The 25,855-nt window shown below is 31.4% G+C and carries 23 protein-coding genes; 9 read left to right on the plus strand and 14 right to left on the minus strand.

The window, feature by feature from the left end; genetic code table 11:
- From NZ841_04120 to NZ841_04140, 5 genes are all read right to left on the minus strand, one after another.
- Positions 1–470 (minus strand): N-acetyltransferase (locus NZ841_04120; GenBank protein ID MCS7201940.1); only part of this gene is annotated, 470 nt, incomplete at its 3' end.
- Positions 471–481: 11 nt separating this feature from the next.
- The gene (locus NZ841_04125; protein MCS7201941.1) at positions 482–1,447 is read right to left on the minus strand and encodes a Gfo/Idh/MocA family oxidoreductase; all 966 of its coding nucleotides are present in this window, start codon (positions 1,445–1,447) and stop codon (positions 482–484) included.
- Positions 1,432–2,769, minus strand: a complete 1,338-nt coding sequence (locus NZ841_04130; protein MCS7201942.1) for a nucleotide sugar dehydrogenase — start codon at positions 2,767–2,769, stop codon at positions 1,432–1,434. Before NZ841_04130 ends, NZ841_04125 begins: the two co-directional genes overlap by 16 nt.
- A gap of 1 nt (position 2,770) precedes the next feature.
- On the minus strand, positions 2,771–3,778 hold the full coding sequence (locus tag NZ841_04135) for a UDP-N-acetyl glucosamine 2-epimerase (GenBank protein ID MCS7201943.1): 1,008 nt from the start codon (positions 3,776–3,778) through the stop codon (positions 2,771–2,773).
- A gap of 4 nt (positions 3,779–3,782) precedes the next feature.
- Positions 3,783–5,663, minus strand: a complete 1,881-nt coding sequence (locus tag NZ841_04140; GenBank protein MCS7201944.1) for a polysaccharide biosynthesis protein — start codon at positions 5,661–5,663, stop codon at positions 3,783–3,785.
- 355 nt (positions 5,664–6,018) lie between these two features.
- On the opposite strand from NZ841_04140, the gene melA reads away from it, so the two are divergent.
- Positions 6,019–7,350, plus strand: a complete 1,332-nt coding sequence (gene melA, locus NZ841_04145; GenBank protein MCS7201945.1) for an alpha-galactosidase — start codon at positions 6,019–6,021, stop codon at positions 7,348–7,350.
- Between the two features lie 51 nt (positions 7,351–7,401).
- Here the strand turns inward: melA and NZ841_04150 are convergent, their stop codons facing one another.
- A complete protein-coding gene (locus tag NZ841_04150; GenBank protein MCS7201946.1) occupies positions 7,402–8,055 on the minus strand; it encodes a 1,4-beta-xylanase in 654 nt (217 codons plus the stop codon).
- A gap of 106 nt (positions 8,056–8,161) precedes the next feature.
- Here NZ841_04150 and NZ841_04155 point away from each other — a divergent pair, with 106 nt between their 5' ends.
- Positions 8,162–8,818, plus strand: coding sequence for a LysE family translocator (locus NZ841_04155; protein MCS7201947.1), 657 nt, complete (start codon positions 8,162–8,164; stop codon positions 8,816–8,818).
- Between the two features lie 20 nt (positions 8,819–8,838).
- A complete protein-coding gene (locus tag NZ841_04160) occupies positions 8,839–10,077 on the plus strand; it encodes an MFS transporter (GenBank protein MCS7201948.1) in 1,239 nt (412 codons plus the stop codon).
- On the opposite strand, the gene NZ841_04165 is transcribed toward NZ841_04160, so the two are convergent.
- Entirely contained in the window at positions 10,052–10,603 is a 552-nt protein-coding gene (locus NZ841_04165; GenBank protein MCS7201949.1) for a macro domain-containing protein, read from the minus strand. The two genes, NZ841_04160 and NZ841_04165, sit on opposite strands and share 26 nt — an antisense overlap.
- A 99-nt stretch (positions 10,604–10,702) precedes the next feature.
- On the opposite strand from NZ841_04165, the gene NZ841_04170 reads away from it, so the two are divergent.
- Positions 10,703–11,782 (plus strand): alanine/ornithine racemase family PLP-dependent enzyme, encoded by a 1,080-nt coding sequence (locus tag NZ841_04170; GenBank protein MCS7201950.1) that lies wholly within the window; start codon positions 10,703–10,705, stop codon positions 11,780–11,782.
- Entirely contained in the window at positions 11,779–13,092 is a 1,314-nt protein-coding gene (locus NZ841_04175; protein MCS7201951.1) for a cyclic 2,3-diphosphoglycerate synthase, read from the plus strand. Before NZ841_04170 ends, NZ841_04175 begins: the two co-directional genes overlap by 4 nt.
- Positions 13,093–13,104: 12 nt before the next feature.
- Here NZ841_04175 and NZ841_04180 read toward each other — a convergent pair whose 3' ends face one another.
- From NZ841_04180 to NZ841_04190, 3 genes are read right to left on the minus strand one after another with little or no spacing between them, the layout of a single operon-like run.
- A complete protein-coding gene (locus tag NZ841_04180) occupies positions 13,105–14,127 on the minus strand; it encodes an alpha/beta hydrolase family protein (protein MCS7201952.1) in 1,023 nt (340 codons plus the stop codon).
- A 10-nt stretch (positions 14,128–14,137) separates the two neighbouring features.
- Positions 14,138–15,397, minus strand: coding sequence for an alkaline phosphatase family protein (locus tag NZ841_04185; protein MCS7201953.1), 1,260 nt, complete (start codon positions 15,395–15,397; stop codon positions 14,138–14,140).
- A gap of 15 nt (positions 15,398–15,412) precedes the next feature.
- Positions 15,413–16,072, minus strand: coding sequence for a SagB/ThcOx family dehydrogenase (locus tag NZ841_04190; protein MCS7201954.1), 660 nt, complete (start codon positions 16,070–16,072; stop codon positions 15,413–15,415).
- Between the two features lie 57 nt (positions 16,073–16,129).
- Between NZ841_04190 and NZ841_04195 the strand changes: the two genes are divergently transcribed.
- Complete coding sequence (locus NZ841_04195; protein ID MCS7201955.1) at positions 16,130–18,067, plus strand: ATP-dependent helicase; 1,938 nt, start codon at positions 16,130–16,132, stop codon at positions 18,065–18,067.
- On the opposite strand, the gene NZ841_04200 is transcribed toward NZ841_04195, so the two are convergent.
- Positions 18,054–18,338, minus strand: a complete 285-nt coding sequence (locus NZ841_04200; GenBank protein ID MCS7201956.1) for a metal-sulfur cluster assembly factor — start codon at positions 18,336–18,338, stop codon at positions 18,054–18,056. The two genes, NZ841_04195 and NZ841_04200, sit on opposite strands and share 14 nt — an antisense overlap.
- A gap of 85 nt (positions 18,339–18,423) precedes the next feature.
- On the opposite strand from NZ841_04200, the gene NZ841_04205 reads away from it, so the two are divergent.
- Positions 18,424–18,795, plus strand: a complete 372-nt coding sequence (locus tag NZ841_04205; GenBank protein MCS7201957.1) for a response regulator — start codon at positions 18,424–18,426, stop codon at positions 18,793–18,795.
- A complete protein-coding gene (locus NZ841_04210; GenBank protein ID MCS7201958.1) occupies positions 18,792–21,308 on the plus strand; it encodes an ATP-binding protein in 2,517 nt (838 codons plus the stop codon). The genes NZ841_04205 and NZ841_04210 overlap by 4 nt, the downstream gene beginning before the upstream one ends.
- On the opposite strand, the gene guaB is transcribed toward NZ841_04210, so the two are convergent.
- Genes guaB through NZ841_04225 form a run of 3 tightly spaced genes read right to left on the minus strand, consistent with a single transcriptional unit; the run spans position 21,278 to position 24,773 of the window.
- Positions 21,278–22,753, minus strand: a complete 1,476-nt coding sequence (gene guaB / locus NZ841_04215; protein MCS7201959.1) for an IMP dehydrogenase — start codon at positions 22,751–22,753, stop codon at positions 21,278–21,280. The genes NZ841_04210 and guaB overlap by 31 nt on opposite strands.
- An 11-nt stretch (positions 22,754–22,764) precedes the next feature.
- Positions 22,765–24,048, minus strand: coding sequence for a glycoside hydrolase family 1 protein (locus NZ841_04220; GenBank protein MCS7201960.1), 1,284 nt, complete (start codon positions 24,046–24,048; stop codon positions 22,765–22,767).
- Between the two features lie 20 nt (positions 24,049–24,068).
- Positions 24,069–24,773, minus strand: coding sequence for a DUF4272 domain-containing protein (locus NZ841_04225; GenBank protein MCS7201961.1), 705 nt, complete (start codon positions 24,771–24,773; stop codon positions 24,069–24,071).
- 78 nt (positions 24,774–24,851) lie between these two features.
- Between NZ841_04225 and NZ841_04230 the strand changes: the two genes are divergently transcribed.
- Positions 24,852–25,853, plus strand: a complete 1,002-nt coding sequence (locus NZ841_04230; GenBank protein ID MCS7201962.1) for a mannose-1-phosphate guanylyltransferase — start codon at positions 24,852–24,854, stop codon at positions 25,851–25,853.
- Positions 25,854–25,855: the final 2 nt, after the last annotated feature.

Here is a 25,855-nt window from a genome sequence, read left to right on the forward strand (position 1 = left end):
CCCACTTGCCTTGCAGGAACCCCCACTACAAGTGCATAAGGAGGTACATCTTTTGTAACCACAGCTCCAGCTCCCACAAATGCATATTCTCCAATAGTTACTCCACAAATAATAGTTGCATTTGCTCCTATTGTAGCACCTTTTTTTACAATTGTCTTTTTAAATTCACTTTTTCTTTCTATAAATGCTCTTGGATTTATAACATTTGTAAAGACACAGGATGGTCCACAAAATACGTCATCTTCTAATTCTACTCCTTCATATATACTGACATTATTCTGAATTTTTACATTATTACCTATTTTTACCCTTGGTCCTATCATTACATTTTGTCCTATTACACAATTTTTCCCTATGGTGGTATAAGGTAGTATATGGCAAAAATGCCAAATCTTGGTTCCTTCTCCTATCTCTACTGGTTCATCTACATATGAGCTTTCATGCACAAAATATTTTTTCTCATCAGACATATTTTTCCTCCTTAATTTACCACTTTTATTGAATTTTGGCACTTTTCAAGCACTTCTAAAACCCTTAATCCCTCGTAACCATCGGTTTCTGGTTTTTTTCTCTCTTTTATACATTCCCAAAAATGCCTCAACTCCTCCTTTAGAGGCTCTTTTTCCTCTATTTTAATTACTTCCAAATCTCCTTTTTTAGCAATAGGAATATTATTTATCCACTCAACCTTATGAGAATAGTAGAAGAGTTTCTCCTTCGAAACATCATCAAAGACTATCATTCCCTTTTCACCAATTACAACTAATCTTTGCTCCTTAAAAGGATGCCACCAACTTACAAAAATATGTGCTTTTATACCATTCTCAAACTCTAAAGAAGCAAGAGCTATATCATCTATGCCTTTTGATATATGGGATGTACCATTATAGATGAAATTTATCACATTACTTTGAGCCAACATGAGTATTAAAGAGATATCATGAGGAGCAAGACTCCACCATACATTTTCATCAGTCCTTAACTTTCCAATATTCACTCTATTGGAATATATATAAAGAATTTTTCCTATTAATCCTTTTAAAATTAATTCCTTCATCCTTTTTACAGCAGGATGATAATGCAAAATATGACCTACCATCAAAATCAAACCATTTTTATCTGCTAAATTTACAAGTTCTTCTCCCTCTTTTAAAGAAGTAGTCATAGGCTTTTCCACTAAAACATCTTTACCAGCTAAAAGAGCTTTTTTAGAAAGAGCATAATGAGTTATAGAAGGAGTAGCAACAACTATCCCCTTTATATTAGGATCCTCAAGAAGATCTTCATAATACGTGGTATAATTTATATCTGGAAAAGTCTTTTTTCTTTCCTTTATTATTTCTTCATTAAAATCACAGGCGGTACGAACTACTTTAAGCTCATATAAGTTACGTAATATATTCTTTCCCCAATAACCAAGACCTACAATTCCTATTTCTCTTTCCATACTCTATTTTTATTTTCTTCCCCTACTCCTAAAATAGTTACTCTTTTGTCTACTACTATTCCTCTTTTTCTGAGGGCATTTCTTGTATCTACAATCAGTTTAGCATTTTCAAATATTTGTTTATAATCTATATTATCATGATCTGTTAAAATAAGTACACAATCGCTCTCAGAAATTACATCTTTATTTAATTCACAAGATTTTTTCAATCTCAATTTTTTTCCTTTATCTTCAATTTTAACTTCAGGAATAAAAGGATCATGATATTTTACCTCTCCACCAAGTTTTTCTAGAAGAGGAATTATCTTAAGAGCAGGAGATTCTCGGGGATCTGCTATATTAGGTTTATATGCTACACCAATAACAAAAATCTTCGAGCCATTCAAAGCTTTTTTATGTTTATTTAAAGCTTCCATAACCAGATGGACTATATATTTAGGCATTTCATCATTTATCTCGCCAGCAAGTTCTATAAACCTTAAATTATAGTCATATTCTTTTGCTTTCCAAGAAAGATAGAAGGGATCAATAGGAATACAATGCCCCCCAAGACCTGGTCCTGGATAAAAGGGCATAAATCCATAGGGTTTTGTAGAAGCTGCTTCAATTACTTCCCATATATCTATGTCCATCTTTTCACAGAGCATAGCAAGCTCGTTTATGAAAGATATATTTACAAGCCTATAAATATTTTCAAGTAATTTCTCCATTTCTGCAACTTTTGGAGAGGATACTTTATGGATCTTAGGAAAAACCAGAGAGTAAAGTTTAGAAGCTTTTTCAGTAGAAATACTGTTAACTCCTCCTATCACTTTGGGAATATCTTGAGTAGTGAATTTTTTGTTTCCAGGATCTACTCTTTCTGGAGAAAAAGCAAGATAAAAATCTTCTCCACCTTTTAGCCCAGTTTTTTCCAAAATAGGAAGAACTACTTCCTCAGTGGTACCAGGATAAGTAGTACTTTCTAATACTATTAACTGATCTTTTTTAAGATGCTTAGAGATTTCTGTTGTAACATTTACTATATATGAAATATCAGGCTCCTTATGAGGACCGAGAGGGGTAGGAACACATATAATAACTGCATCTGAAAGGCTCACACTTTTAAAATCTACAAAAGCTTTAAGATTTTCTTTTTTAACAACTTCTAAAAGTTCCTCACTTTTAACATCCTCTATATAGGATATACCTTTATTTACCATATCTACTTTTTTAGGATTCTGTTCAATTCCATATACTATAATACCTACTTTTGCAAACTCTAAAGCCAATGGTAATCCCACATATCCAAGACCAACAACAGATATACTTTTAAAATCCATTTTAATTAAGATCCCCCTTTGAAAAACTAGTTATAATTTCAATAATCTTAGGAGCAGTATAATCTTTATCAAAATTTACATCTTCCCCATACTTAATATTCTTTAAAGCATTTAATATTCTTTCTTCCTCTGTTCCTACTAATGTATTCCATCCATATTTTACAGTCTCAATCCATTCTGTTTCTTCTCTTAAGGTTATACAAGGAACTTTAAGCCAAAAAGCTTCCTTTTGAACTCCTCCTGAGTCTGTCAAAATAGCATATGCTTCCCTTTCAAGTTTCAGCATGTCTAAATATCCTAATGGCTCTATAGCGCGTATATTATCAAAATTTAAGTAATTTTCTAATCCATATTCTTTTATTTTATTTCTTGTTCTGGGATGAATTGGAAAAACCACATATTTATCTAACTTGGACAAGACAGATAAAATACTTCTTAATCTCTTAGAATCATCAGTATTTTCTGCACGGTGAATAGTAATCAGATAATATTCTTTAGGCTTTAGAGAAATTTCCTCGTATACACCTTCTGTTATCCCTTCTCTTTTTAGATTTTCAACAGCAGTTTCTGTGGGACAAAACAAAATATCCGACAAATGATCCGCAACAATTCTATTTATTTCCTCAGGCATCTTTTTATTAAAACTTCTAAGACCCGCTTCTATATGAGCTAATGGAATATGTAATTTGGAACTTGCTAAAGCTCCTGCCAAGGTAGAATTTGTATCCCCATAAACTATAACTAAATCAGGTTTTTCCTTCAATAAAATTTCTTCTATTCCAATAAGCATTTTACCTGTTTGTTCTCCATGTAATCCTGAGCCAATTCCAAGATTATAATCAGGCTCAGAAATTTCAAGCTCTTCAAAAAATATCTTATTCATATTAGCATCATAATGTTGTCCAGTATGAAGAATGATATCTTTAATACCTCTTTTCCTTAATTCCTTTGAAAGTGGAGCAAGTTTTATAAACTGGGGCCTTGCCCCAACAATAGATACTATTTTCATTTTTTTAGCCCAATATTTTCTCCTTGTTTTTATAATCCTTCTTAGTCTCTTCAATAATTTCCTTTAAAGTTTCCCAAATTTTTTCTTTATCCCTTATTCTTGCTACTTTTTCTAATTTTTTAAGTTTCTCTCTAAATATATAGGAATCTATATGATCATTAGATACTATCCTAAAAATCTTTGGATGTTCTGTTCTTTCTATAATCTCTTCCCTTTCCCATAATTCTTCTTTTAGTTTTTCTCCAGATCTTAATCCTGTAACTTCTATCTTTATATCCTCCAAGGAATAGCCTGAAAGTTCTATAAAGTTTTTTGCAAGATCCATGATTCTTACTGGTTTTCCCATATCAAGAACAAATAAATCTCCCGATCTTCCTATAGCACCTGCTTGGAGAACAAGCCCCACAGCCTCAGGAATAGTCATGAAATATCTTTCCATTTCAGGATGAGTAATAGTTATTGGTCCTCCTTTTTCTAACTGTTTTTTGAAAACCTCTAATACACTCCCTCTACTTCCAAGAACATTTCCAAATCTCACTCCTATTAGTTCTGTTTCAGAATTTTTGTTATAACATTGAATAAGTATCTCCCCTATTCTTTTTGTTGCTCCCATAATACTAACAGGATATACTGCTTTATCTGTGGAAATGAATATAAATTTTTTTACTCCAAAACTTATAGAAGATTCTATAATGTTTATTGTTCCAAAAATATTATTAAAAACTGCCTCATCAGGATTTTCTTCCATTAAAGGTACATGCTTATGAGCTGCAGAATGAAAAACTATATCTGGTTTTTCTTGAGAAAAAATATGAAATATTCTATCTTTATCCCTTATATCCGCTATATAGGATTTTAATTGTATATTAGGAAAATTACTTTTAAGCTCCAATTCTATATTAAATATGCTATTTTCTCCCCTTCCTAAGAGAATAATTGCTTTTGGATTATATTCTGAGACCTGTCTACATATTTCTGCCCCAATGGATCCCCCAGCTCCTGTCACTAAAATTTTTCTTCCCTCTATATAATATTTTATTTTCACAGAATCTAAATTTATTACATCCCTTTCTAACAGGTCTTCTATCTTTACATTTCTTATTTTACTCACACTTACCCTTCCATCTATAAGCTCCCAAATACCAGGTAGAATCTTCACAGGAATTTTCAGTTTAGATGTCATGCTTACTATATTTCTTATTAAAGATGGAGGAGCAGAAGGAATAGCAATTATTATTTCTTGAATCCTTTTTTCTAAGGCAATTTGAGGTAAAGATGCTATTGGTCCTAAAACCTTTACTCCATGGATATTTTTTCCTATTTTTTTAGGATCATCATCTAAAAATCCTACTACATTATAATTTAAATCTTTATGAGTTTTTATTTCCCGAAGAATTTTCTCTCCAGCATCCCCTGCCCCAATAAGAAGTACTCTTTTTGAAGGAAAAGATAAAGAAGAATTCTTAAATCTTCCTCTCTCATATGTCCATCGTGTTATAGCTCGAAAAGAAAAGAGAGCAAGAAGGGTGAGAATATAAGAGATAACTATGGTAGAACGAGGTAGACCATTTATAGGAAATAGAAGATAAGAAAGATAAAATAAAAGCTTTTCTAAGGTTATAGTTAAAGTTAAATCCTTTAGACCTTCTAAGCTAAAATATTCCCAAAGAGAATTGTGAAGTTTAAAAGTAAATAAATATAAAATTAAAAAAATAGGAATTTCTCGAAAAAGAACAAAAGGAATAATACTCCAGTATTGAGAAGGAAGAGAAAACTCGAATCTTATAAAAAAGGAGAAAATCAAAGTAAGGGAAAAGGTTAAAGTATCAAGGAGAACATGAAGCATGGAATTTTTTTGTAAATTTAATAACTTTCCTAATAACATTTTTCCCTCTTCAATTTTTATTTATATTATTATATACTACAGACTTCATCATTAAAAGGATGTGATATATATCACATTTTTTATTTTTAATTTATTACTTTACTTCTCACATAATTCAATTCTCACTTCATATTCCGGTTTTTCTAAAAGATTTTTACAATCTTCTCAGGTGAGACCAAAAGCAATAACATCATAAAAAATCTCATGTTCCTCTATAAATTTGGAGTATTTAGTATTTACCTAATAACATAATCTCTTGTCTTAGAGAATTTTAACAGAGATTTTAAATAACATCAAATTAAATTCTTATTATATAATATTTTTAGAAAAAGAAATTTTTTTAGGAGGAAAGGATATGTCCAAGAAGATTGCTTTTATTGGAGCGGGAAGCTTTGAATTTACAAGAAACCTTGTTAGAGATCTTTTAACTTTTCCCTCTTTTCAAGATGCTACTATTGCCTTAATGGATATTAATGAGGAAAGACTTAATTTTTCAAAAACTGCAGTAGAAAAGATAATCTCTACAGGAAAGTATCCTGCAAAAGTTTTAGCTACCTTAGATAGAAAAGAGGCTATAGAAGGGGCAGATGCTGTTATAATTACAATCCTTGTGGGAGGAGTCCAAGTTTGGAGACACGATATTGAGATTCCAAAAAAATACGGAGTAGATATAAACGTTGGTGATACCAGGGGACCTGCTGGAATTTTTAGAGCTTTAAGAACTATTCCTGTAATGATTGATATAGCAAAGGATATTGAAAGATATTGTCCTAACGCTATAGTTTTAAATTATACAAATCCTATGGCAATGCTTATAAGAGCTGTTCAAACAGTATCAAAGATTAAAATTGTGGGACTTTGCCACAGTGTACAAGGGACTGCTATGATGCTTGCAAAATGGATTTCTGCTCCCATGGATGAAATAACTTATTTTTGTGCAGGTATAAATCATCAAGCATGGTTTTTAAAATTTGAGTGGAAAGGAAAAGACGCTTATCCTTTGATTAAGGAGGCTATTCTAACAAGACCTGAGATCTATAATGAAGAGATCGTAAGAAATGAGATGTTTTTACATCTGGGATATTATGTTACAGAGTCCAGTGGACATAACTCTGAATATAATGCATGGTTCAGAAAAAGACCTGATTTAATAGAAAAATATTGTATTCATGGGACTGGATGGAATCCAGGAGAATGGGGATTTATTTTAAAAGAGTATCTAAGAAGGGAAGATACTTGGAAAAATGATATTAAAAACTGGATAGAAAAGGAGCCTGTAAATTTAGAAAGAGGACATGAATATGCAGCTTATATTCTTAACGCATGCATTGGAGATGGAAATCCCTTTGAATTCAATGGAAATACAAGAAATTTTGGACTTATAGACAATCTTCCTTATGGAGCCTGTGTAGAGGTCCCTATGATAGCTTCTAAAAGAGGACTAGATCCTTTAAAGGTGGGATCTCTTCCCCCTCAACTTGCAATTTTAAATTACATTAATTCTTCATGTGAGGAACTTGCTGTAGAGGGTGCTTTAGAGGGAGATCCTAAAAAAGTATTTTATGCTATATGTTATGATCCTCTTACTTCTGCAGTTCTTTCTCTTTCCGAAATAAAGGATATGGTTAAAGAAATGTTTGAAGTTAATAAAAATTACTTACCTCAATTTAAGAATTTTGACTTATAAAATAAAAAAGCCTGCCATCAAAAGATGGCAGGCAAAGTTTTAAAAAAAATCTTATTTTACTAACTTTAGATTTCCAAAGCTTGATGGATTTTGCCAGTTTATATTTTCTACCTCATTCCAAGCAATTATTCCTACTCTACTTCCAAATTTGTCTGCATCATTTATCTGCACATCAAATCCTATTATATCCCCTTCTTTAAGTTTCTTAGTCTTCATCTTTACCTGTGCTTCTACAATAAATCCAAAATTTGTAATTTTTGTAGCAGTTAAGAAATAGTCCTTTGACGCTCCAGTACCAAAAGTTTGTCGATTCTCAAAGTTCACTCTATATTGGGCATCATTGGAATCATAAGATGTTTTCTTTGCATTGTCTTCATCAATAAAAAATTCTACAGAGTCTTGTTCCCATGGATTGGTATTATCTTTATTTAATAACGAATCATAAACCTCTACCCAAATATATACACTATCTTCATCCCACAATACTCTAAATTTTGCATAAGATGTTTTTCCTTTAATTCCTTGAACATAGCTATCAGTTAAATATTCTTCAGTACTTTTCCAAACCTCATCCATTTCTCCATCTACTTTAGGTTTTCCATACTTTGCAGTTGCTAATTTACCTTTAAGCTCTTGTGCCCCAATAATGGTAAAAGAGAGAAGTAGAAGAAGAGCTATAAGAATAAAAAATTTAGGCTTGTTCATGATGAACCTCCATTTTAAAAATTTTAACTAAATTATAATTTAATTATAATTATTTGTCAAAAATAACAGTATAAGTGATATAATAATTTCTAGAGGTATATATTAAATGGGAATTATAAGATTATTTATTACAAGCTTTTTAATGGGATTTTCTGGGGCTTCCGCTCCAGGTCCTTTAATGACATTAGTATTGACTCAAAGTAGTATTGGAGGATGGAAGAAATCTTTAGAGATTGTTTCTGGACATGCTATTTTGGAGGGAATTCTTGTAATTTTACTTCTTTTAGGACTTCAACCCATACTAAGAACTCCTATTTTTTTAAAGTTTTTTAGCTTTATAGGAAGTTTATTTTTGATATATATGGGAGCAAGTCTTTTATTAGATATTATTAAAGACAGAATTCCTATTTTAAAAAATTATGATAATCCCATAAAAAATAATCCTTACTCTTTTAATCCCTCTTTGATTCTTGCTGGAGCATTAACCTCCCTTGCAAATCCCTACTGGCTTCTTTGGTGGTTAACTATTGGAGTATCTTTTATAGCTCAAGCAAAAAATTATTTAATAGTAGGACTATTAAGTTTTTATATTGGTCATATATTATCTGATTATGCGTGGTATATGTTTATAGGAATCATTGGCCAAAGTCTTTCTCTTCCCTTTTGGAGAAAAATATATAAGTATATTTTATATTTTGCGTCTATCTTTCTTTTAATTTTTGGAATTTATTTTTTAAGCTATATTTTTAGAGAAATCCCTTAAATTAAATAAAAGCTATAGTTATGCAAGGTTTTTTTCGTGCTTTAAGAAGTAGAAATTTTCGGTTATTTTTTAGTGGACAAGCAATATCTCTAATTGGAACTTGGATGCAACAAACTGCTACAAGTTGGCTAGTTTATCGCATCTCAAATTCCTCAGTAATTTTGGGAACAACTGCTTTTTTAAGCCAAATTCCCAATCTTATTATATCTCCCTTTGCAGGAGTATTTTTAGATAGGTTTAGTAAACATAGAATTTTAATTCTTACTCAATCTTTGTTGTTTTTACAGGCAATTATCCTTTCAATCTTGACTCTTACTCATAGAATAGAGATCTATCAAATCTTATTACTAAGTCTTTTTCTTGGAATTGTAAGTTCTATAGATGCGCCTACTCGACAATCCTTTGTAATAGAAATGGTAGAAAGAAAAGAAGATTTAGGAAATGCCATTGCTCTTAATTCTTTTCTATTTAATAGTGCAAGATTAATTGGTCCCATGATAAGCGGTATTTTAGTTGCCCTAGTGGGAGAAGGGATATGTTTTTTAATTAATGCCATAACGTATATTGCTGTAATTTTTGCCTTAATCTTAATGAAATTAAAAAAAAGAGAATTTGAAAAATCTCAAAATAGTATTCTGGAAGATCTCAAAGAAGGAGTTTATTATTCTTTTAATTCAATAGTAGTAAAAAATGTATTAATATTTATTTTTATCGCAAGCCTTATTTCTTCTTCTTATAGTGTTCTTTTGCCTATTTTTGCCTCAGAAATTTTAAAAGGAGGTTCTGAAACCTTGGGATTTCTTATGAGTAGTACAGGATGCGGAGCTTTAATGGGAGCTTTATATCTTGCAGGAAGGAAAAATATAAAGGGTATAGAGAATATTATTGTATATGCACTGTTTTTTGCTGGTTTCGGACTTATTCTTTTTTCCTCTTCAAGAAACATATTTTTTTCAATTTTTAGTTTGATTATAGTTGGTATGAGTTTTATGCTAAATGCAGTATGTAGTAATACTTTAGTACAAACTATTATTGATGATCATATAAGGGGAAGAGTTATGAGTTTTTATGTTACATTTTTCATGGGAGCTATGCCCATTGGAAGTTACATTGGTGGGTTAATAAGCAAATTAATAGGTCCCTCAAACACTGTTTTATTAGGAGGAATAATTTGTATTATAAGTGCTTTAATTTATTATTCAAGGCTACCTATTTTAAGAGATAAAATCTATTCTAAGATAAAGATTGTAAGTTCTTAGCAAAAAGAGATGGAATATCCTCTCCAATACCTATTAAATGTATTTCCTTAAAACTATGGGATTCCTTCTTAATAAAATCAATTATTGTTTCTATAATTATCTTTGTTCCTAAATCCTGAGGAAAACCAAAAATTCCACAACTTATTGCAGGTATACTTAGGCTTTTAATATCCTTTTCCGCTGCTAATTTTAATGTGCTTTGCACTGCCTTTTTAAGCTTATTATACTCATCTCCTTCTCCCCATCTTGGTCCCACAGTATGAATCACATATTTTGCTTTTAAATTTCCAGCAGAGGTAATCATTGCCTCTCCCGTGGGAATGGGCCCATATTTTTGGATATATTCATCACTTTCTTTTTGAATAATCTCTCCTCCTGCTCTTACTATTGCTCCTGCAACACCTCCACCATGTTTTAAGTAATTATTAGCAGGATTTACTATTGCTTCCGTATCCTCCTGAGTAATATCCCCTTTAATAACCTTTATATTCACTCCCTGAATCTCTTTTTGGTATATAATCTCCATCTATTCTCACCTCAATAAAAAGTGTAATTTTTTCCTTTAAATTAGTCAAGAAAAATTTTTTCTTGCTTTTATTTTTAAAAGATTATATTCTTATAGATAATGAAAAAGGAATATCCCATTTTAGAGATTAATCTACCTGCTATTTATCATAATGCAAGAATAATTGTAGCTAAAGCAAAAGAGCAAGGTATATCTATTGATGGAGTTACAAAAGTTGCCTTGGGAGATCCTAAGATTGGGGAAATATTAATAAGAGCAGGAGTAAGAGGAATATCTGATTCCAGAATTGAGAGCATTAAAAGAATGAGAAAACTTAAAACAGAATTTACCCTTATAAGAATTCCCTCTCGGTCCCAAGTTGAAGATATTTTAAACTATGTAGATATAAGTCTAAATTCAGAATTAGATATTTTAAGAGAGTTAAATAATTATGCAGAAAAGATAAGAAAAAAGCATAAAGTAATAATTATGGTAGAAATGGGAGATTTGAGAGAAGGTATATGGGATAAAAAAGAATTAGAAAAAATTGTAAAAGAAGTTTTAGCCATGAAAAATATTGAACTTATAGGCATAGGTACAAATTTTACTTGTTTTGGAGGGGTAATACCTACGAAGGAAAAACTAGAAGAATTTGCAGAAATTGCAGAGAATATAGAGAAAAAATTTAATATAACTTTTTCTTTAGTCTCAGGAGGAAATTCCAGCACTATTCCTTTACTTTTTAAAAAGGAAATTCCAGAAAAGATAAATCATTTGAGAATTGGAGAGGCAATTATGCTAGGAAAAGATACTGCCTACAGAAAACCTATTCCAGGAGGAAGAACAGATACTTTTAAAATATTAGCAGAGATTATAGAATTAAAGGAAAAACCTTCGGTTCCTTGGGGAATAATAAATGAAGATGCCTTTGGTCATAAACCTTTTTTTAAGGATAAGGGTATAAGAAAAAGAGCATTATTAAATATGGGAAGACAAGATATAGATCCTAAAGGATTAATTCCTGAATATTCTGATATAGAAATTCTAGGAGCAAATTCTGACTATTTAGTAGTTGATCTTGGAGAACATACAGAACTAAAATTAGGAGATGCTATAGCTTTTTCTCTAAATTATTCCGCTCTTCTTCAAGCCTTTACTTCGCCTTTTGTGAGGAAAATCTACAAGGAGGCAGACTTATGAAAAAAAAAGTTATTATTATGGGGGCAGGAGGAAGAGATTTCCATAATTTTAATGTTTTATTTAAAGATAATCCTCTCTATGAAGTTGTAGCTTTTACAGCTACTCAAATTCCCGGAATTGAAAATAGAATATATCCTCCCGAACTTGCAGGAAGCTTATATCCTAATGGAATTCCTATTTTTTCGGAAGAAAAACTTCCAGAACTTATTAAAGAATATAAAGTAGACGAGGTTATCTTTTCATATAGTGATGTATCATATTTATATGTTATGCAAAAGGCAAGCCTTATTATGTCTCTTGGTGCAGATTTTAAGTTAATTGGTACAGAGACAATGCTGAGAAGTAAAAAACCTGTAGTAAGTGTATCCGCAGTAAGGACTGGTGCTGGCAAAAGTCCAACCACAAGATATATTGTGAAGATATTAAAGGAAATGGGCTTAAAAACTATAGTAGTAAGACATCCCATGCCATACGGAAATTTAAATAAGCAAAAGGTACAAAGATTTGAAAACTTTAGCGATTTGGATATTCATGAATGTACTATTGAAGAAAGAGAAGAATACGAACCTCTTTTAAGAGAAGGAGCCATTATATATGCTGGAGTAGATTATAAAGAAATTTTAAATGAGGTAGAAAAAGAAGCAGATGTTATTGTATGGGATGGAGGAAATAATGACTTCCCCTTTTTTAAACCTGATCTTTTTATTACCATTGTAGATCCTTATAGAGCTGGACATGAGATATCTTATTTTCCAGGAGAGATAAATCTATATTTGGCGGATATTATTGTAATAAATAAAGTGAATACTGCTCCTAAGAAAAATATTGAGAAAATTGTAGAAAATATAAAGGAAAGAAATAAAAAAGCAAAAATCGTATATGCAAGTTTGCCTATAAAATCTGAAAGAGACGAAAATTTAAAAGGGAAAAAAGTACTGGTGGTAGAGGATGGGCCAACAGTAACCCACGGAGAAATGCCTTTTGGAGCAGGTTATTTATACGCCCAAAATATGGGAGCAGAAATTATAGATCCAAGACCCTTTGCTACAGGTTCTATTAAATCTACTTATGAAAAATATCCCCATATAGAAAAAGTCCTGCCCGCATTGGGGTATAATAAAGAGCAATTGAAGGAATTAGAAGAAACTATTAAGAAAATTCCCTGTGACTTTGTGGTTATAGGAACACCTATAGATTTAAGATCAGTAATTAATTTTCCTCAAAGATCCTTCAGAGTGTATTATGAGTATAAAGAAGAAGGGACTCCTAATTTAAAGGATTTAATAAAACAGTGGTGGAAGAGAGATTAAAAATTAAATTAATTAGGATAATTTTTCCTTCAACCATTTGATTGATTTGTTACCCCAAATTTCATGTCCACCCTCAAAGAATTCCCATTGAATATTATCAGAAAATCCCAAAAATTCATAAACTTTTTTAATCTTTTCTAGAGAAAATTTCGTAGCAGAAATTGGAAAAATATTATCATAAATTCCATGTTCAATAAAAAGATATCTTGGAGCAATTAGAGATGCTATATCATACATCTCAGCATAATTTAATATTCCTGGTATGTAATTACACTCACAATGAGATATAGATAAAATGCTATCTTTAAAGGTATTTAAATAGCCACTTATAACTGTAGCTCTTATCCTATCATCTAGCGCAGATACAAAAAGAGAAGTAGTCCCTCCCCCTGAAATCCCCATTATACCTATAGAATCCCTTTTTACTTCTTTTCTTTCTTGTAAGTAATCAATAGCTCTTATTAAATCCCAAACTCTTATTCCTAAGAGAGGCTTTCCCAGCATTAATCCCCAGAAAAACAATTTTCTACATGAAGATTTATTCTTATCTTTATTCATATCCTCTTTTAATCTTCTTTCTCCAAAACCTAATTGTTCCACAGCCAAGGTAATAAATCCCTCTCTGACAAGGGTTAAAGCAAAATCCTTTTGGTAGCCTGTTGGAATAATTCTTTCAGTTCCATCTATATTTATTCCCACAATATCATCCTTTCCATATCCATGTCCAGGAACTGCAATAACTGCTGGTTTTGGAAAATCTAAGTTTTTCGGTATAAGAAGATAACCTACAACTTTAATATTCTTATGAGAATAAAATATAATTTTCTCTCTAATATATTCATTGAATTCTTTTTTTTCTAAAATCTCACTGTTTAAGTCTATTTTTTCAGGAAATCCTCCCAAAAGATCTTTAATCTTACTTCTTAGCTCTTCTCTCCATATTTTCCAATCTTCTATGGACTGAGCTTTAAAACTATATATTCTTTCCTTCGTATATAATTCCTCAAAATATTTTATTGGATCATAATTTACCATTACATTCTCTTTATCCCTTTGCAATTTTCACAAGAAGAGGTAATAAATCTTTTCCTTTTATCCTTCCAAGTTTACCCTTAGAGCAGGCACTCTCCCCAAAATATTCACTACCATCCCAAGGAAGCCCTGAGGTTACTATCATAAGAGGAACGGGATCCTCTGAATGAGCCTTTAAAGAGCATGGAGTTGAATGGTCTGCAGTTACAGCAATCACTACTTTATCAAGGTCTAAGCTGGGAAGTAGATTGGCAAAAAATTCTGCATCTATTTTTTCTATGCTTTCCTTCTTTTTATCAATAAGTCCATCATGTCCAGGCACATCAGGACCTTTAAGATGGGCATAAACTCCGTCAAACTCTTTCAAGGCAAAAAGGACCTTTTCTGCCCAAAGTTTATAATTACTAGAATCCTCGATAGGAATTTCTTTCATTCCTGTAAGAAGGGCAATACCCCTTTCTACTGGCATTTCTACAATACTTCCAAAGGAAATTCCATAAAGCTCTTTCAAGGTAGGAATTTTAGGTAAAGAATCTCCTGCATCCCTTAGAAGAATAATATTTGCGGGTTTTTTACCTTCTTCCTTTCTTTTTTTATTTATTTCTGAGTTCTTTAAGACTTCAAAAGCCTTCATAACAAATTCATCGGTTAATCTTGCAGATTCTTTTGCCTCAAAGGAGTCATCTAAGGGGATACACTTTTGTACCTCTGTAGGGGGATTTGTAATAGCAATACTATAGGGTCCATGCCTCTTATAGCCAGGATCTATATTTTCTACGTTAGCAGATAATTTTCCATCTTTCTTCCTAATAACCAATACTCCTCTATGCCCTACTGTAGCTTTAAAAATAAAATCCGCACCCTCCAATTTAACTTTATTATTAACTTCTTCTGCAAGAGCCTTTGCTTCTTCGGTAGTTAAATTTCTTCCTGCCCTTCTATCTAAAATCTTTAATGTATTCTCATCTACAGTAGCAAAATTTGCTCTCCAAGCAAGATCCCCATCTCTCACTTCTATATCCGCTCCATGAGCTTCTAATGGACCTCTTCCTGTATAGTATTTGTCTACATCGTATCCTAAAATACTTAATACTGCTGCATCAGATTCAGGAGCAATGCCCTCAGAAATAGGATCCATAAGTCCTAGTTGTCCTTTTTTTGCTAAACTATCCATAAAAGGAGTATAAGCAGACTCAAGAGTAGTTTTTCCTCCAAGTATTTCTTCTGGTCTTCCACCAAGTCCATCAAGAACAATGTAGAGAATCTTTTTCATACTAATCCTCCTTTCTTATATTTTCCCTATAGGCATTAAGTATAATGGAGATTCATTCTTTTGTAAATTAAGAACTCTTTTAACTTCTTCGTCATAAAAAGCACCAATAGCAACAGTTCCAAGATTTAAAGATACACATTGAAGATAGATATTTTGAGAACAATGACCTGCTTCCATATACACATATCTTATTCCCCTCTCTCCATATTTTACTGTAGTTCTTTCAAAAACTGCTGAAATTACTACAACTATAGAGGCATTTTTTATCCATTCCTGTCTCAAAGCAGAAATATATAGATCATTTCTCTTATCTCCCTTTAATACTAATATTATTTCATGAGTCTCGGGCTTATATTTATAAACTCCGGGTTCTAAATCCTTTACCTTCCCTGCAACTAAATAAATCTCCAAGGGATAAAGAGCACCAGCAGAGGGAGCAGTTCTAAATCCTGTTCGTTTATCAGTAATTCCTTGAGCAGACCACAATATCTGGGATATTTCTGTAAGACTTAATGCCTCATCTTTATAAATTCTTATGGATCTTCTCCTTAATAAAGCTTCTTCCACAGAGATATTACCTTTATACCTCGGCTCAGGAAGCTTTATTATTCTTGTCTCCCCTTCCACTATATTCCATAATCCTAAAAAAACCAAAAAAAATAACAAGTATTTCATTTTCTCACCTCCATTTTCTTAAATTATATCATCTAATTTTCTGTTATAATTCTTGTTATGAGAGAAGGAATTAAAAATTTTTTAGAAAGACTAAAAAGAGAATTAAATCCTGAACAGGAAAAGGTAGTTTTAGAAGGAGATGGTCCTTGTTTAGTTTTAGCAGGACCAGGATCTGGAAAAACAAGAACTATTGTATATAGAGTCGCTTATCTTTTGGCATGTGGAGAGGATCCATCTCGCATTATGCTTCTTACTTTTACAAATCATGCGGCAAAGGAAATGTTAAATAGAGTTGTTTCTCTTGTCCAAAAAAATCTAAGTATTGTCGGTGGTACCTTTCACCATGTAGGAAATAAATTTTTACGAAAATATATAAAGGAATTAGGAATAGATGAGAATTATAATATCTTAGATAGGGATGATGGTAGAGAAATCATAAAAGATTGCATAGAAGAGTTGGAAAAAGATTTCAATAGTGAGATCCTACAAGAAATTTTTAGCTACAGAATAAACACTGGAAAAAGTTGGGAAGAGGTTCTTCAAGAAAAAGCCCCCCATCTTATGGAAAATTTAGATATTATAAAAGAAATTCATAAGATGTATGAGGCCAATAAGAGAAAATTAAATGTAATGGATTATGATGATCTTCTTTGGTTCTGGTATAAATTATTGCTAGAAAAAGAAAAGATAAGAGAACTTTTAGATGAGCATTTCCTATGGGTTCTTGTGGATGAATATCAAGATACCAATTGGCTTCAAGGAGAGATTATAAGACTTCTTAGACAAAGTAATAAAAATATCTTAGTAGTAGGAGACGACGCCCAGAGTATTTATTCCTTTAGAGGAGCAACTCTTGAAAATATGTTGAATTTTCCTAAAATTTTTGAAAACACAAAAATTTTCCATCTAATAAGCAATTATAGGAGCACTCCTGAGATAACAAATCTTGCTAATGAGATAATAAAGAATAATAGAAATCAATATCATAAGGAATTAAAAGCTATACCAAAATCAGGACCAAAACCTAAACTAGTATGGGCCTATGATGAAAATGAAGAAGCAAGATTTATAGCAGAAATGATTAGAGAAATTCACAAAGAAGGAACACCCTATAAAAATATTGGAGTTCTCTTCAGATCCAACTATCAATCTATGTCCCTTCAAATGGAGTTAACAAGAAAGGGAATTCCCTTTGAGGTAAGGGGAGGATTAAGGTTTTTTGAGCAGGCTCATATCAAAGATATGCTATCCCTTCTTAAGATTTTATATAATCCTATGGACCAGATATCTGCCCAAAGATTCTTTAGATTATTTCCAGGAATTGGAAGAACACATAGTAAAAGATTAGCAGAGATTATTTATGAGAGTAAATCCCTTGAGAGAATATTTTTACTACCTATGAAGGGAAGAACTTTAGATGGAGTAAGAGAAATAAAAAGAATTTGGGATGGTTTAAGAAATGTTCCTTTTGAAAAAGATATTTCGGGAACATTATCTTTCTTTTTCAGAGAATATTATGCTGATTATCTTAAAAGATATTACTTAGATTATTATGAAAGAAAAAAGGATATAGAACAGTTAATTATTTTAGCAGAAAGATACGATAATCTAGAAAATTTCTTAAGCGAATTATCTTTATATACCTATACAGGAGAAAGAATTATAGAAGAGGAAGAAGAAAAAGATATTTTAGTTCTTTCTACTATTCATCAAGCAAAGGGATTAGAATGGGAAGTAGTTTTTGTAATGAGATTAGTTCAAGGAGAATTTCCCAATCACAGAAGTATGGAAAAGGGATTAGAAGAAGAAAGAAGACTTTTTTATGTTGCTACTACAAGGGCAAAAAGAGAACTCTTTTTAACCACAGTTCTTACTCGCTTCAATAAAAATCTTCACTCCTTTTCTAAACCCTCTATCTTTATTGAAGAAATTGACAGGAAAAAATTATTAGAGGAATGGGTAGTAAAAGATATCTACCCTACTATACATTCTTAAGAAGTTCATTAGTCTGTTCTGCATATATGAAATCAACTACTTCTACATCCACATTTTTTACCCCTTCTATTTCTTTTAAGGACTTTTTAATTGATAAAGCAAGTTGTACCCCTAAGGGACAAAAAGGAGTCGTTGGTCTAAAAACAACTTTCACATTTCCATCCTCATTTACTTCTAAATTTTCAATGGTATTTAAAGTAACGAGATCTAATCCTACCTCTGGATCAATAATTTCTCTTAATTTATTTTCTATCTTTTCTTTCAAATTCATACCATTCACCTCGTAATTTTTTATAATATTTTATCATATTTTGTAGTAAAATATAATTAAAAATCTTTTTTAAGAGAGGGAAAAAATGAAAAAAATTTTAGTAGTTGATGATGAACCATATATTAGAAATTTAGTTGTTGAAACCTTAAATTATTTAGGAAAATACGAACTTATAGAAGCAGGAACAGGAAAAGAAGCTTTGGACTTAGTAATAAAAGAAAAGCCTGATTTAGTAATTTTAGATATTATGCTTCCTGATATTGATGGCTACACAATCTGCGAACAGATCAAGGAAAATCCAAATCTAAATACCTCAGTATTAATATTATCTGCAAGATGTAGCGAATTAGATCAAAGAATTGGATTTGGTATGGGCGCAGATGATTATTTAACAAAGCCCTTTACTATAAAAGATTTGATTGAAAAAGTACAAAACCTCCTTGAGAAAAGTCCATGAGAGGTATAGAAGAGAATATTAAAAAAGAAAAAATAATATCCTTTATTAGGGCAATATTTTTACTTACTTCTCTTATTCTTATTAAACTTGATTTCATTCCCACTTTTAATCCTAATTTATTTGACATCCTTCTTATTGTTTATTCCATATATATTCTTTTTACGACCTTCTTCCCTATTTACTCATATGGTTTTGTATATAGACATCAGATTTTTTCTGCTATTGATACTTTACTAATTGCATCTTTAGTATATCTAACAGGAGGAGTATTGAGCAGTTTATACTTATTTCTGCTCTTTCCAATAATCTCTGCATCTTTAAGGTACGATTTTAAAACATCAATAACTTCTGCTATTCTTGTAACATTGATTTTTCTATATTTTGGAATTATTCAGGAAGAGGAAACCATATTAAGTTCTGTATTATCTAGGGTTGCAGAATTAGGAGGACTTTCTATAATCTTAGCCATATTTTTAAATTATGTCGCTAAGGAAACCCTGAAATTACAATTAAAAATGAAGGAATCAGAAACTTTTCATAAAATAACTCAGATTATTAATTCCTCTCTTGATTTTGACGAGATTCTTTTTTCTATATTAGATTCTGCAATAAAACTTTTAGATGCAGATGGGGGAACCATATTTATAAAAGATAAGGAAACAGGAGAGCTGATATTTGAAAAGGTTGTAGGTGAAAAGGCGAAGAATTTGATGGGAAAGAGAATTAAAAAGGGCGAAGGGATAGTAGGATGGGTTATAGAAAAGGGAGAAGGAATTGTTATTGAAAATGCTTCCCATGATAAAAGATTTTCTCCATACTTTGATGAAATCACAGGTTTTAGAACAGGGTCAATTATTTGCACTCCTCTAAGAATTGATAATGAAATAATTGGGGCTTTAGAAATAGTTAATAATATAAAAAAGAAACCCTTCACAAAATATGAATTAGAATTAGCTATGAATTTTGCAAATGAAGCATCTATTGCTCTAAATAAAGCTATATTATACAATGCGGTAAACACTGAAAAGGAAAGAATGCAGAAAATTCTTGAAAATATAGCAGATGGTCTTATTATTCTTGATAATAGAAAAAATTTGAAGATGATAAATCCTATCGCTCAAAACATTTTCTCTATTACATCTCAAGATTTAGGAAAAAACTGCAAAGAAACATTAAAATGCAAAGATTTAAAGGGAAACATATTATGTGTAGACTGCCCGCTGGATAAGTTATATAGTCAACAAATTCCTTATTTACAATACGAGATGAAGATATATTCTCAAAACCTGAAAGAGATTATTCTAGGCTGTAATCTTTCTGCAGTATGGGATAACTCTAAGTTATTAGATTATATTTTAGCAGTAAGAGATATAAGTCTTTCTAAAGAGATAGATAGATTAAAATCTGAATTTGTCGCTAATGTATCCCATGAATTAAAAACTCCTCTTACTGCTATAAAGGGTTATAGTGAGCTTTTACTCACTCAAAAACCAGAAGAAGAAAAATTTAAGAATTATCTCAAAATTATAAATCAAGAAGCAGAGAGGTTAACAAAACTTATAAATGATCTCTTAGATTTATCAAAATTAGAAGAAGGAAGAATGGAAATAAAAAGAGAGATCGTAGATATAAAAAACATAATAAAAGAAAGAGCATTATTTTTCCAATCCCAAACCACAAAGCATAGTTTCATTTTTTCTTTTCCTGCCTATCCCATATTAATCTCGGGAGACCAGGATAGATTAACTCAGGTATTCCACAATCTTATTGATAATGCAGTAAAATATTCTCCAAAAGGCGGAAATATCACCTTGTCTATTCAAGATAATATAAAAAGTGTAATAATTGAGGTATCAGATCAAGGAGAAGGGATTGCTCCTGAACATCTTCCTTATATTTTCGATAGGTTTTATCGAGCGGATAGCTCTCTAATTAAAAGAAAAAGTGGAACAGGATTAGGGCTTTCTATAGTTAAAAGTATTGTTGAAGCTCACAAAGGGAAAATAAGTGTTAATAGTAAGGTAGGAGAAGGAACAACTTTTATTCTTGAATTTCCAAGAGATTTTCCATTAACCGATCCTATAACAAAAACTATATTTCTTCCCTATTTCTTTCCCTTAGTTTGGCAATCTATTAATAATGCAGGAGAAAAAGAAATTCCTTTTGTTTTAGGATATATAGAATATGAATTTTCAGATAATAGTTTAAGTTTAAGGGAAAAAGATATTGTAAGACAGAAATTAGCTCAACTTTTAAAAAGATTCATAAGACCCACCACAGATATACTAGCTCATGGACTAGGACATTTCTACCTATTTGTCTTAGATTTTGATCCCTTAAAATTACAAATATTTATCCAACGGCTTTCTCAAGCCCTTTCCGCCTTTTCCAAAATAGAGTCAAGCATAAGACTGAAAAATAGATTATTACAATTTCCCAGTATTCCCCTTCCTGAGATTAAAGCATTCTTATCTCAAAGTTTCTACGGATTACCCCAAGAAGAAATACTGTAATTAGGAGCTTCCTTTGTAATAATCACATCATGGGGATGACTCTCCCTAAGTCCTGCGTTGGTAATTTTTACAAACTTTGTTTTAGTCCTCAATTCCTCTAAATTCTTTACCCCACAATATCCCATTCCCGCCTTTAATCCTCCTACTAGTTGAAATAACACATCTGCTACTGCCCCTCGATAGGGAACTCTTCCCTCTATTCCCTCAGGAACTAACTTGTCAGATCCCTCCTGAAAATATCTATCACTACTTCCTTCTTTCATCGCAGAGAGAGAACCCATTCCTCTGTAAACCTTAAAACTTCTTCCTTGATATATTTCTATTTCCCCTGGGCTTTCTTCAGTTCCTGCAAGAAGGCTACCTATCATAACTGCATGAGCACCAGCTGCTAAAGCTTTTACAATATCTCCAGAATATTTTATTCCTCCATCAGCTATAATAGGAACGTTATATTCCTTTCCTGCCTTTGCACAATCAAAGATTGCAGTAAGCTGTGGAACTCCTACTCCTGCTATTACTCTTGTAGTACATATTGCTCCAGGACCGATCCCTACCTTAACTACATCTGCTCCTGCCTCAATCAAAGCTTTTGTTCCCTCATAAGTTGCTACATTTCCCGCAACAATAACTGCTCTTCCTTTACAAATCTTTTTTAATTCCTTTACTGTTTCCAGTACTTTTTTGGAATGACCATGAGCAGTATCTACAACAATAACATCTACCTCTGCTTCTAATAGGGCCTTTGCTCTTTCAATTGCTTCACGTCCAACTCCTACTGCTGCTCCCACTAACAATCTTCCTTTTTCATCTTTAGCAGAATTTGGATATTGTTTCATTTTTTGAATATCTTTAATAGTAATTAGACCTCTCAATTTAAAATCTTTATCTACAATAGGCAATTTTTCTATTTTATATTTCTGTAAAATATCCTTTGCAGAATCAATGGTAATTCCAACTTGAGCCACTATAAGATTTTCTTTTGTCATAACTTCAGAAACCTTTTTATTCATATCCGTTTCAAATCTTAAATCTCGATTTGTAACTATTCCCACAAGCTTTCCATTATCTTCCACTACAGGAAGTCCTGAGATATGATATTTTGCCATTAAAGAAAGAGCATCACCAACAGTTTGGTTAGGATAAAGATAAATAGGATCTGTTATCATTCCATGCTCTGATCTTTTTACCTTATCTACTTCCTCTGCTTGTCTTAGTATAGATAAATTTCTATGAATTACTCCTAATCCCCCTTCTCTTGCCATAGCTATTGCCATCCTTGCTTCTGTGACAGTATCCATTGCGGAGCTCAAAATAGGAATATTTAGATGAATTTTTTCTGTAAGATAAGTATCAACAGAAATTTCTTTTGGTGTGACCTCACTATAATCTGGAACTAATAAAACATCATCAAAAGTTAGAGCTTCTCCTAAGAATCTATCCTGCATAATCTTACCTCCTATTTCATATATCTTTCTATTAATTCTTCAGAAATTCCATTATTTTCTGCTATATTTTTATAAATTTTACCACTTTCCCTCCATTTTCTCTCCTGAGTTTTAAAATCTACTTCTATCAAGCCAAATCTTTGAGAAAATCCTTCTGCCCATTCAAAATTATCCATAAGAGACCAATGAAGATATCCCAAAACTTTAACTCCCGCCTGAATTGCTCTATGTAATTCTATAAGATGAGAAATCAGATATTTGGGTCTCTTTTCGTCTTTTGCATCAGATATTCCATTTTCTGTTATTATTATAGGCTTTTTTACCATTTCCCAGAATCTTTTCACTACTCTATAAAAACCTTCAGGATAAATTTCCCATCCAAAATCACTTTTTTCTACATTATCAGGAACATAAATCTTTATAAAGTATGGAAAAGCTTTAACATCAAATCCTACATATAATCTTGTATAATAATTAATTCCTAAATAATCTAAAGTATCCTTTGCATAGGGTATATCTTCTCTTTTAAAAGGAGCCGAAAACTTTCCCGTAAGGATTGTTTCTAAAAAGGTTAAGTTATACAATCTATCTAGAAAGCTTTGTACTTTTTTGTCGATAAAAGAAGATGGATTAATAGGATCAAATATAATAATATTGTAAGCAATACTAACCTTTGCATCGGGTATTATTTCGTGAATAATTTCATATGCTTTTGCATGAGCCTTAAGCATATTATTAAGAACAAGAACCATTTTAGAAAGACTTTTTTCTTGAGGGGGAAACATCCCCATAAGATAACTAACAAAAGCATAGGCATTAGGTTCATTTATAGTAATCCAATATTTTACCAAGTCTTTATATTCTCTTACAACTTTTTCTACATATCTTAAAAAGAAATCAATAGTTTTACTATTCAACCATCCTCCTTCTTTTGATATCCAAAGGGGATTAGTAAAGTGATGTAATGTAACAAAGGGCTCTATTTCTTTTTCTCTTAAAGATACTATCATTTTTTTATAATGCTCTAAGGATGAACCATCAAATACTCCAAGCATAGGTTCGATTCTACTCCATTCTATGGAAAATCTAAAAGCATTGTTATTCATTTCTTTAATAATTTTGAAATCTTCCTCATATCTATTCCAAAAATCACAGGCAATTCCTGATTTTTCTTTATTTTTTACCTTTCCTTGAGTTTCAAATTCCCACCAATCATTATTGTTATTATTCCCTTCCACTTGATGGGAAGATACTGCAGTACCCCAAAAAAATCCATCAGGAAAGAGATACTTCATCTTTTCTCTCCTCCATTCTTTTAACTACTATCAGAATATCCACATAACCAATTTAAAGTATTATATCTTTCTACAATAATATATGAAATTTGCAAATATTCATCCAAATTAATATCTTTAAAGGGCTTTCCTAAAATAGGAAAATCACCATCAATGGGTTCAGGTATACACCCATCAATATATGCCTTTTCAGCAACAGATCTTATTATATCCTTTATATTTACCCCCTCAGATATAGGCTCATTTCTTTTTTCTAAATCAAAAACTTGTAATCTCCAAAACCAATATTCTGAAATATCCCTTTCCCTTTTTATCTCTTCTTCAGATCTTAATCTCACCTTTTCTAAAAAGTACTCCTTTGGCCTAAAGAGGGTAAGATTTTCAATAAGTCTTTCAGGTATAAAAAGATTATCATAGGGAGGAATCTTGGGAATTAGAGATAAAGCCCAAAGAAGAGTTCCTAAAGATTCATTTCTCCATATAGCTTTAATGATTTCCATATTATTCCACTCACCAAGAGGTTTTGAGAAAGATTCTAGTTCTTCTGAAGTTAGATAATTTAACAAATCTTCCTTTTCCATCCACGAATATAGTAATCTTACTAATTCGTTGGCAGAGTTTAAAAAATCTTTGTTTCCTTGATTTCTAACTGAAATATCTAATTCTCCTCTAACAATATAACTTCCAAGAGAAAGACATCTTAAGGCAATTTTATCTTTTTCCATTTTTTAAAAATCTCCTTTAATAATATTTTCTATATATTAGCCTTCCCAAAATTTTATTTCAAGAGTATAATTTTAATCATGAAGGTGAGGGTAGTTATAATTGCGGGTGGAAGTGGAAAAAGACTTTGGCCTATTAGTACTGAATATAAACCCAAACCCTTTTTAAATCTTTTTGGGGAGGAAAATCTTATTAAAAATACCTTCGAAAGAGCTAAAAGAATTTCCAAGGATATATCTATGGTGGTAAATATAAAACATAAAAGATATGTAGAAGATCTACCTGCAGAAAAGATTTATGAAATCATTGGAAGAAACACTGCACCTGCCATAGCTCTTGCATCTTTATTTTTAGACGATGAGGATATAATGGTGGTTTTACCTGCAGATCATGTAATTCCAGAAATAGATAAATTTGAAAAAATCATTCGAAAAGCAATAGATTTTGCAAATAGAAGAGATGCTCTAATAACCCTTGGGATAAAACCTACCTATCCTGAAACAGGTTATGGATATATAGAAGTGGGAGAAAAAGTTGAGGAGAATATATACAAAGTACTTCTTTTCCATGAGAAACCAGATCTTGAAAAGGCAAAGGAATATATAGAAAAAGGAAGTTTCTTTTGGAATTCTGGAATTTTTATATGGAAGAATAAATCAATTAAATCTGCTTTTATAAAATATCTTTCTGAAGACTATGGAAAGATCTATACTTTAAAAGAATATATTGGAAAAGAATCCTTCGAGGAAAAAATAGAAGAAGTCTACAAGGAAATAAAAAGTGTTTCCATTGATAAGGGAGTATTAGAAAAAGCAGAAAACATATATGTAATCCCTGCAGATTTTCAATGGAGTGATATAGGAAGTTGGGAATCTCTCTATAATGTCTTTCCAAAAGATAAGAGAGGAAATTATATAACAGGTGAGGTAAAAACACTAGACGTTAAGAACTCTCTTATCTTAAATTATTCTGATAAAGAAACAGTAGTTATAGAGGAAGAAAATATAATAGTTGTTATAACTGAAGATAAAATACTAATTTCTAAGAAAGGTTCTTCATCAAGAGTTAAGGATATTATTTAGGA

Origin of the sequence: Dictyoglomus sp. (assembly GCA_025060475.1) — a bacterium.
GTDB lineage: Bacteria > Dictyoglomota > Dictyoglomia > Dictyoglomales > Dictyoglomaceae > NZ13-RE01.

Bases quoted from the DNA above. Each gene is read 5' to 3' on its own strand.
- NZ841_04125 (MCS7201941.1), bottom strand. From the start codon at position 1,447: ATGGAAAGAGAAATAGGAATTGTAGGTCTTGGTTATTGGGGAAAGAAT.
- NZ841_04130 (MCS7201942.1), bottom strand. From the start codon at position 2,769: ATGGATTTTAAAAGTATATCTGTTGTTGGTCTTGGATATGTGGGATTA.
- NZ841_04135 (MCS7201943.1), bottom strand. From the start codon at position 3,778: ATGAAAATAGTATCTATTGTTGGGGCAAGGCCCCAGTTTATAAAACTT.
- NZ841_04140 (MCS7201944.1), bottom strand. From the start codon at position 5,663: ATGTTATTAGGAAAGTTATTAAATTTACAAAAAAATTCCATGCTTCAT.
- melA (MCS7201945.1), top strand. From the start codon at position 6,019: ATGTCCAAGAAGATTGCTTTTATTGGAGCGGGAAGCTTTGAATTTACA.
- NZ841_04150 (MCS7201946.1), bottom strand. From the start codon at position 8,055: ATGAACAAGCCTAAATTTTTTATTCTTATAGCTCTTCTTCTACTTCTC.
- NZ841_04155 (MCS7201947.1), top strand. From the start codon at position 8,162: ATGGGAATTATAAGATTATTTATTACAAGCTTTTTAATGGGATTTTCT.
- NZ841_04160 (MCS7201948.1), top strand. From the start codon at position 8,839: ATGCAAGGTTTTTTTCGTGCTTTAAGAAGTAGAAATTTTCGGTTATTT.
- NZ841_04165 (MCS7201949.1), bottom strand. From the start codon at position 10,603: ATGGAGATTATATACCAAAAAGAGATTCAGGGAGTGAATATAAAGGTT.
- NZ841_04170 (MCS7201950.1), top strand. From the start codon at position 10,703: ATGAAAAAGGAATATCCCATTTTAGAGATTAATCTACCTGCTATTTAT.
- NZ841_04175 (MCS7201951.1), top strand. From the start codon at position 11,779: ATGAAAAAAAAAGTTATTATTATGGGGGCAGGAGGAAGAGATTTCCAT.
- NZ841_04180 (MCS7201952.1), bottom strand. From the start codon at position 14,127: ATGGTAAATTATGATCCAATAAAATATTTTGAGGAATTATATACGAAG.
- NZ841_04185 (MCS7201953.1), bottom strand. From the start codon at position 15,397: ATGAAAAAGATTCTCTACATTGTTCTTGATGGACTTGGTGGAAGACCA.
- NZ841_04190 (MCS7201954.1), bottom strand. From the start codon at position 16,072: ATGAAATACTTGTTATTTTTTTTGGTTTTTTTAGGATTATGGAATATA.
- NZ841_04195 (MCS7201955.1), top strand. From the start codon at position 16,130: ATGAGAGAAGGAATTAAAAATTTTTTAGAAAGACTAAAAAGAGAATTA.
- NZ841_04200 (MCS7201956.1), bottom strand. From the start codon at position 18,338: ATGAATTTGAAAGAAAAGATAGAAAATAAATTAAGAGAAATTATTGAT.
- NZ841_04205 (MCS7201957.1), top strand. From the start codon at position 18,424: ATGAAAAAAATTTTAGTAGTTGATGATGAACCATATATTAGAAATTTA.
- NZ841_04210 (MCS7201958.1), top strand. From the start codon at position 18,792: ATGAGAGGTATAGAAGAGAATATTAAAAAAGAAAAAATAATATCCTTT.
- guaB (MCS7201959.1), bottom strand. From the start codon at position 22,753: ATGCAGGATAGATTCTTAGGAGAAGCTCTAACTTTTGATGATGTTTTA.
- NZ841_04220 (MCS7201960.1), bottom strand. From the start codon at position 24,048: ATGAAGTATCTCTTTCCTGATGGATTTTTTTGGGGTACTGCAGTATCT.
- NZ841_04225 (MCS7201961.1), bottom strand. From the start codon at position 24,773: ATGGAAAAAGATAAAATTGCCTTAAGATGTCTTTCTCTTGGAAGTTAT.
- NZ841_04230 (MCS7201962.1), top strand. From the start codon at position 24,852: ATGAAGGTGAGGGTAGTTATAATTGCGGGTGGAAGTGGAAAAAGACTT.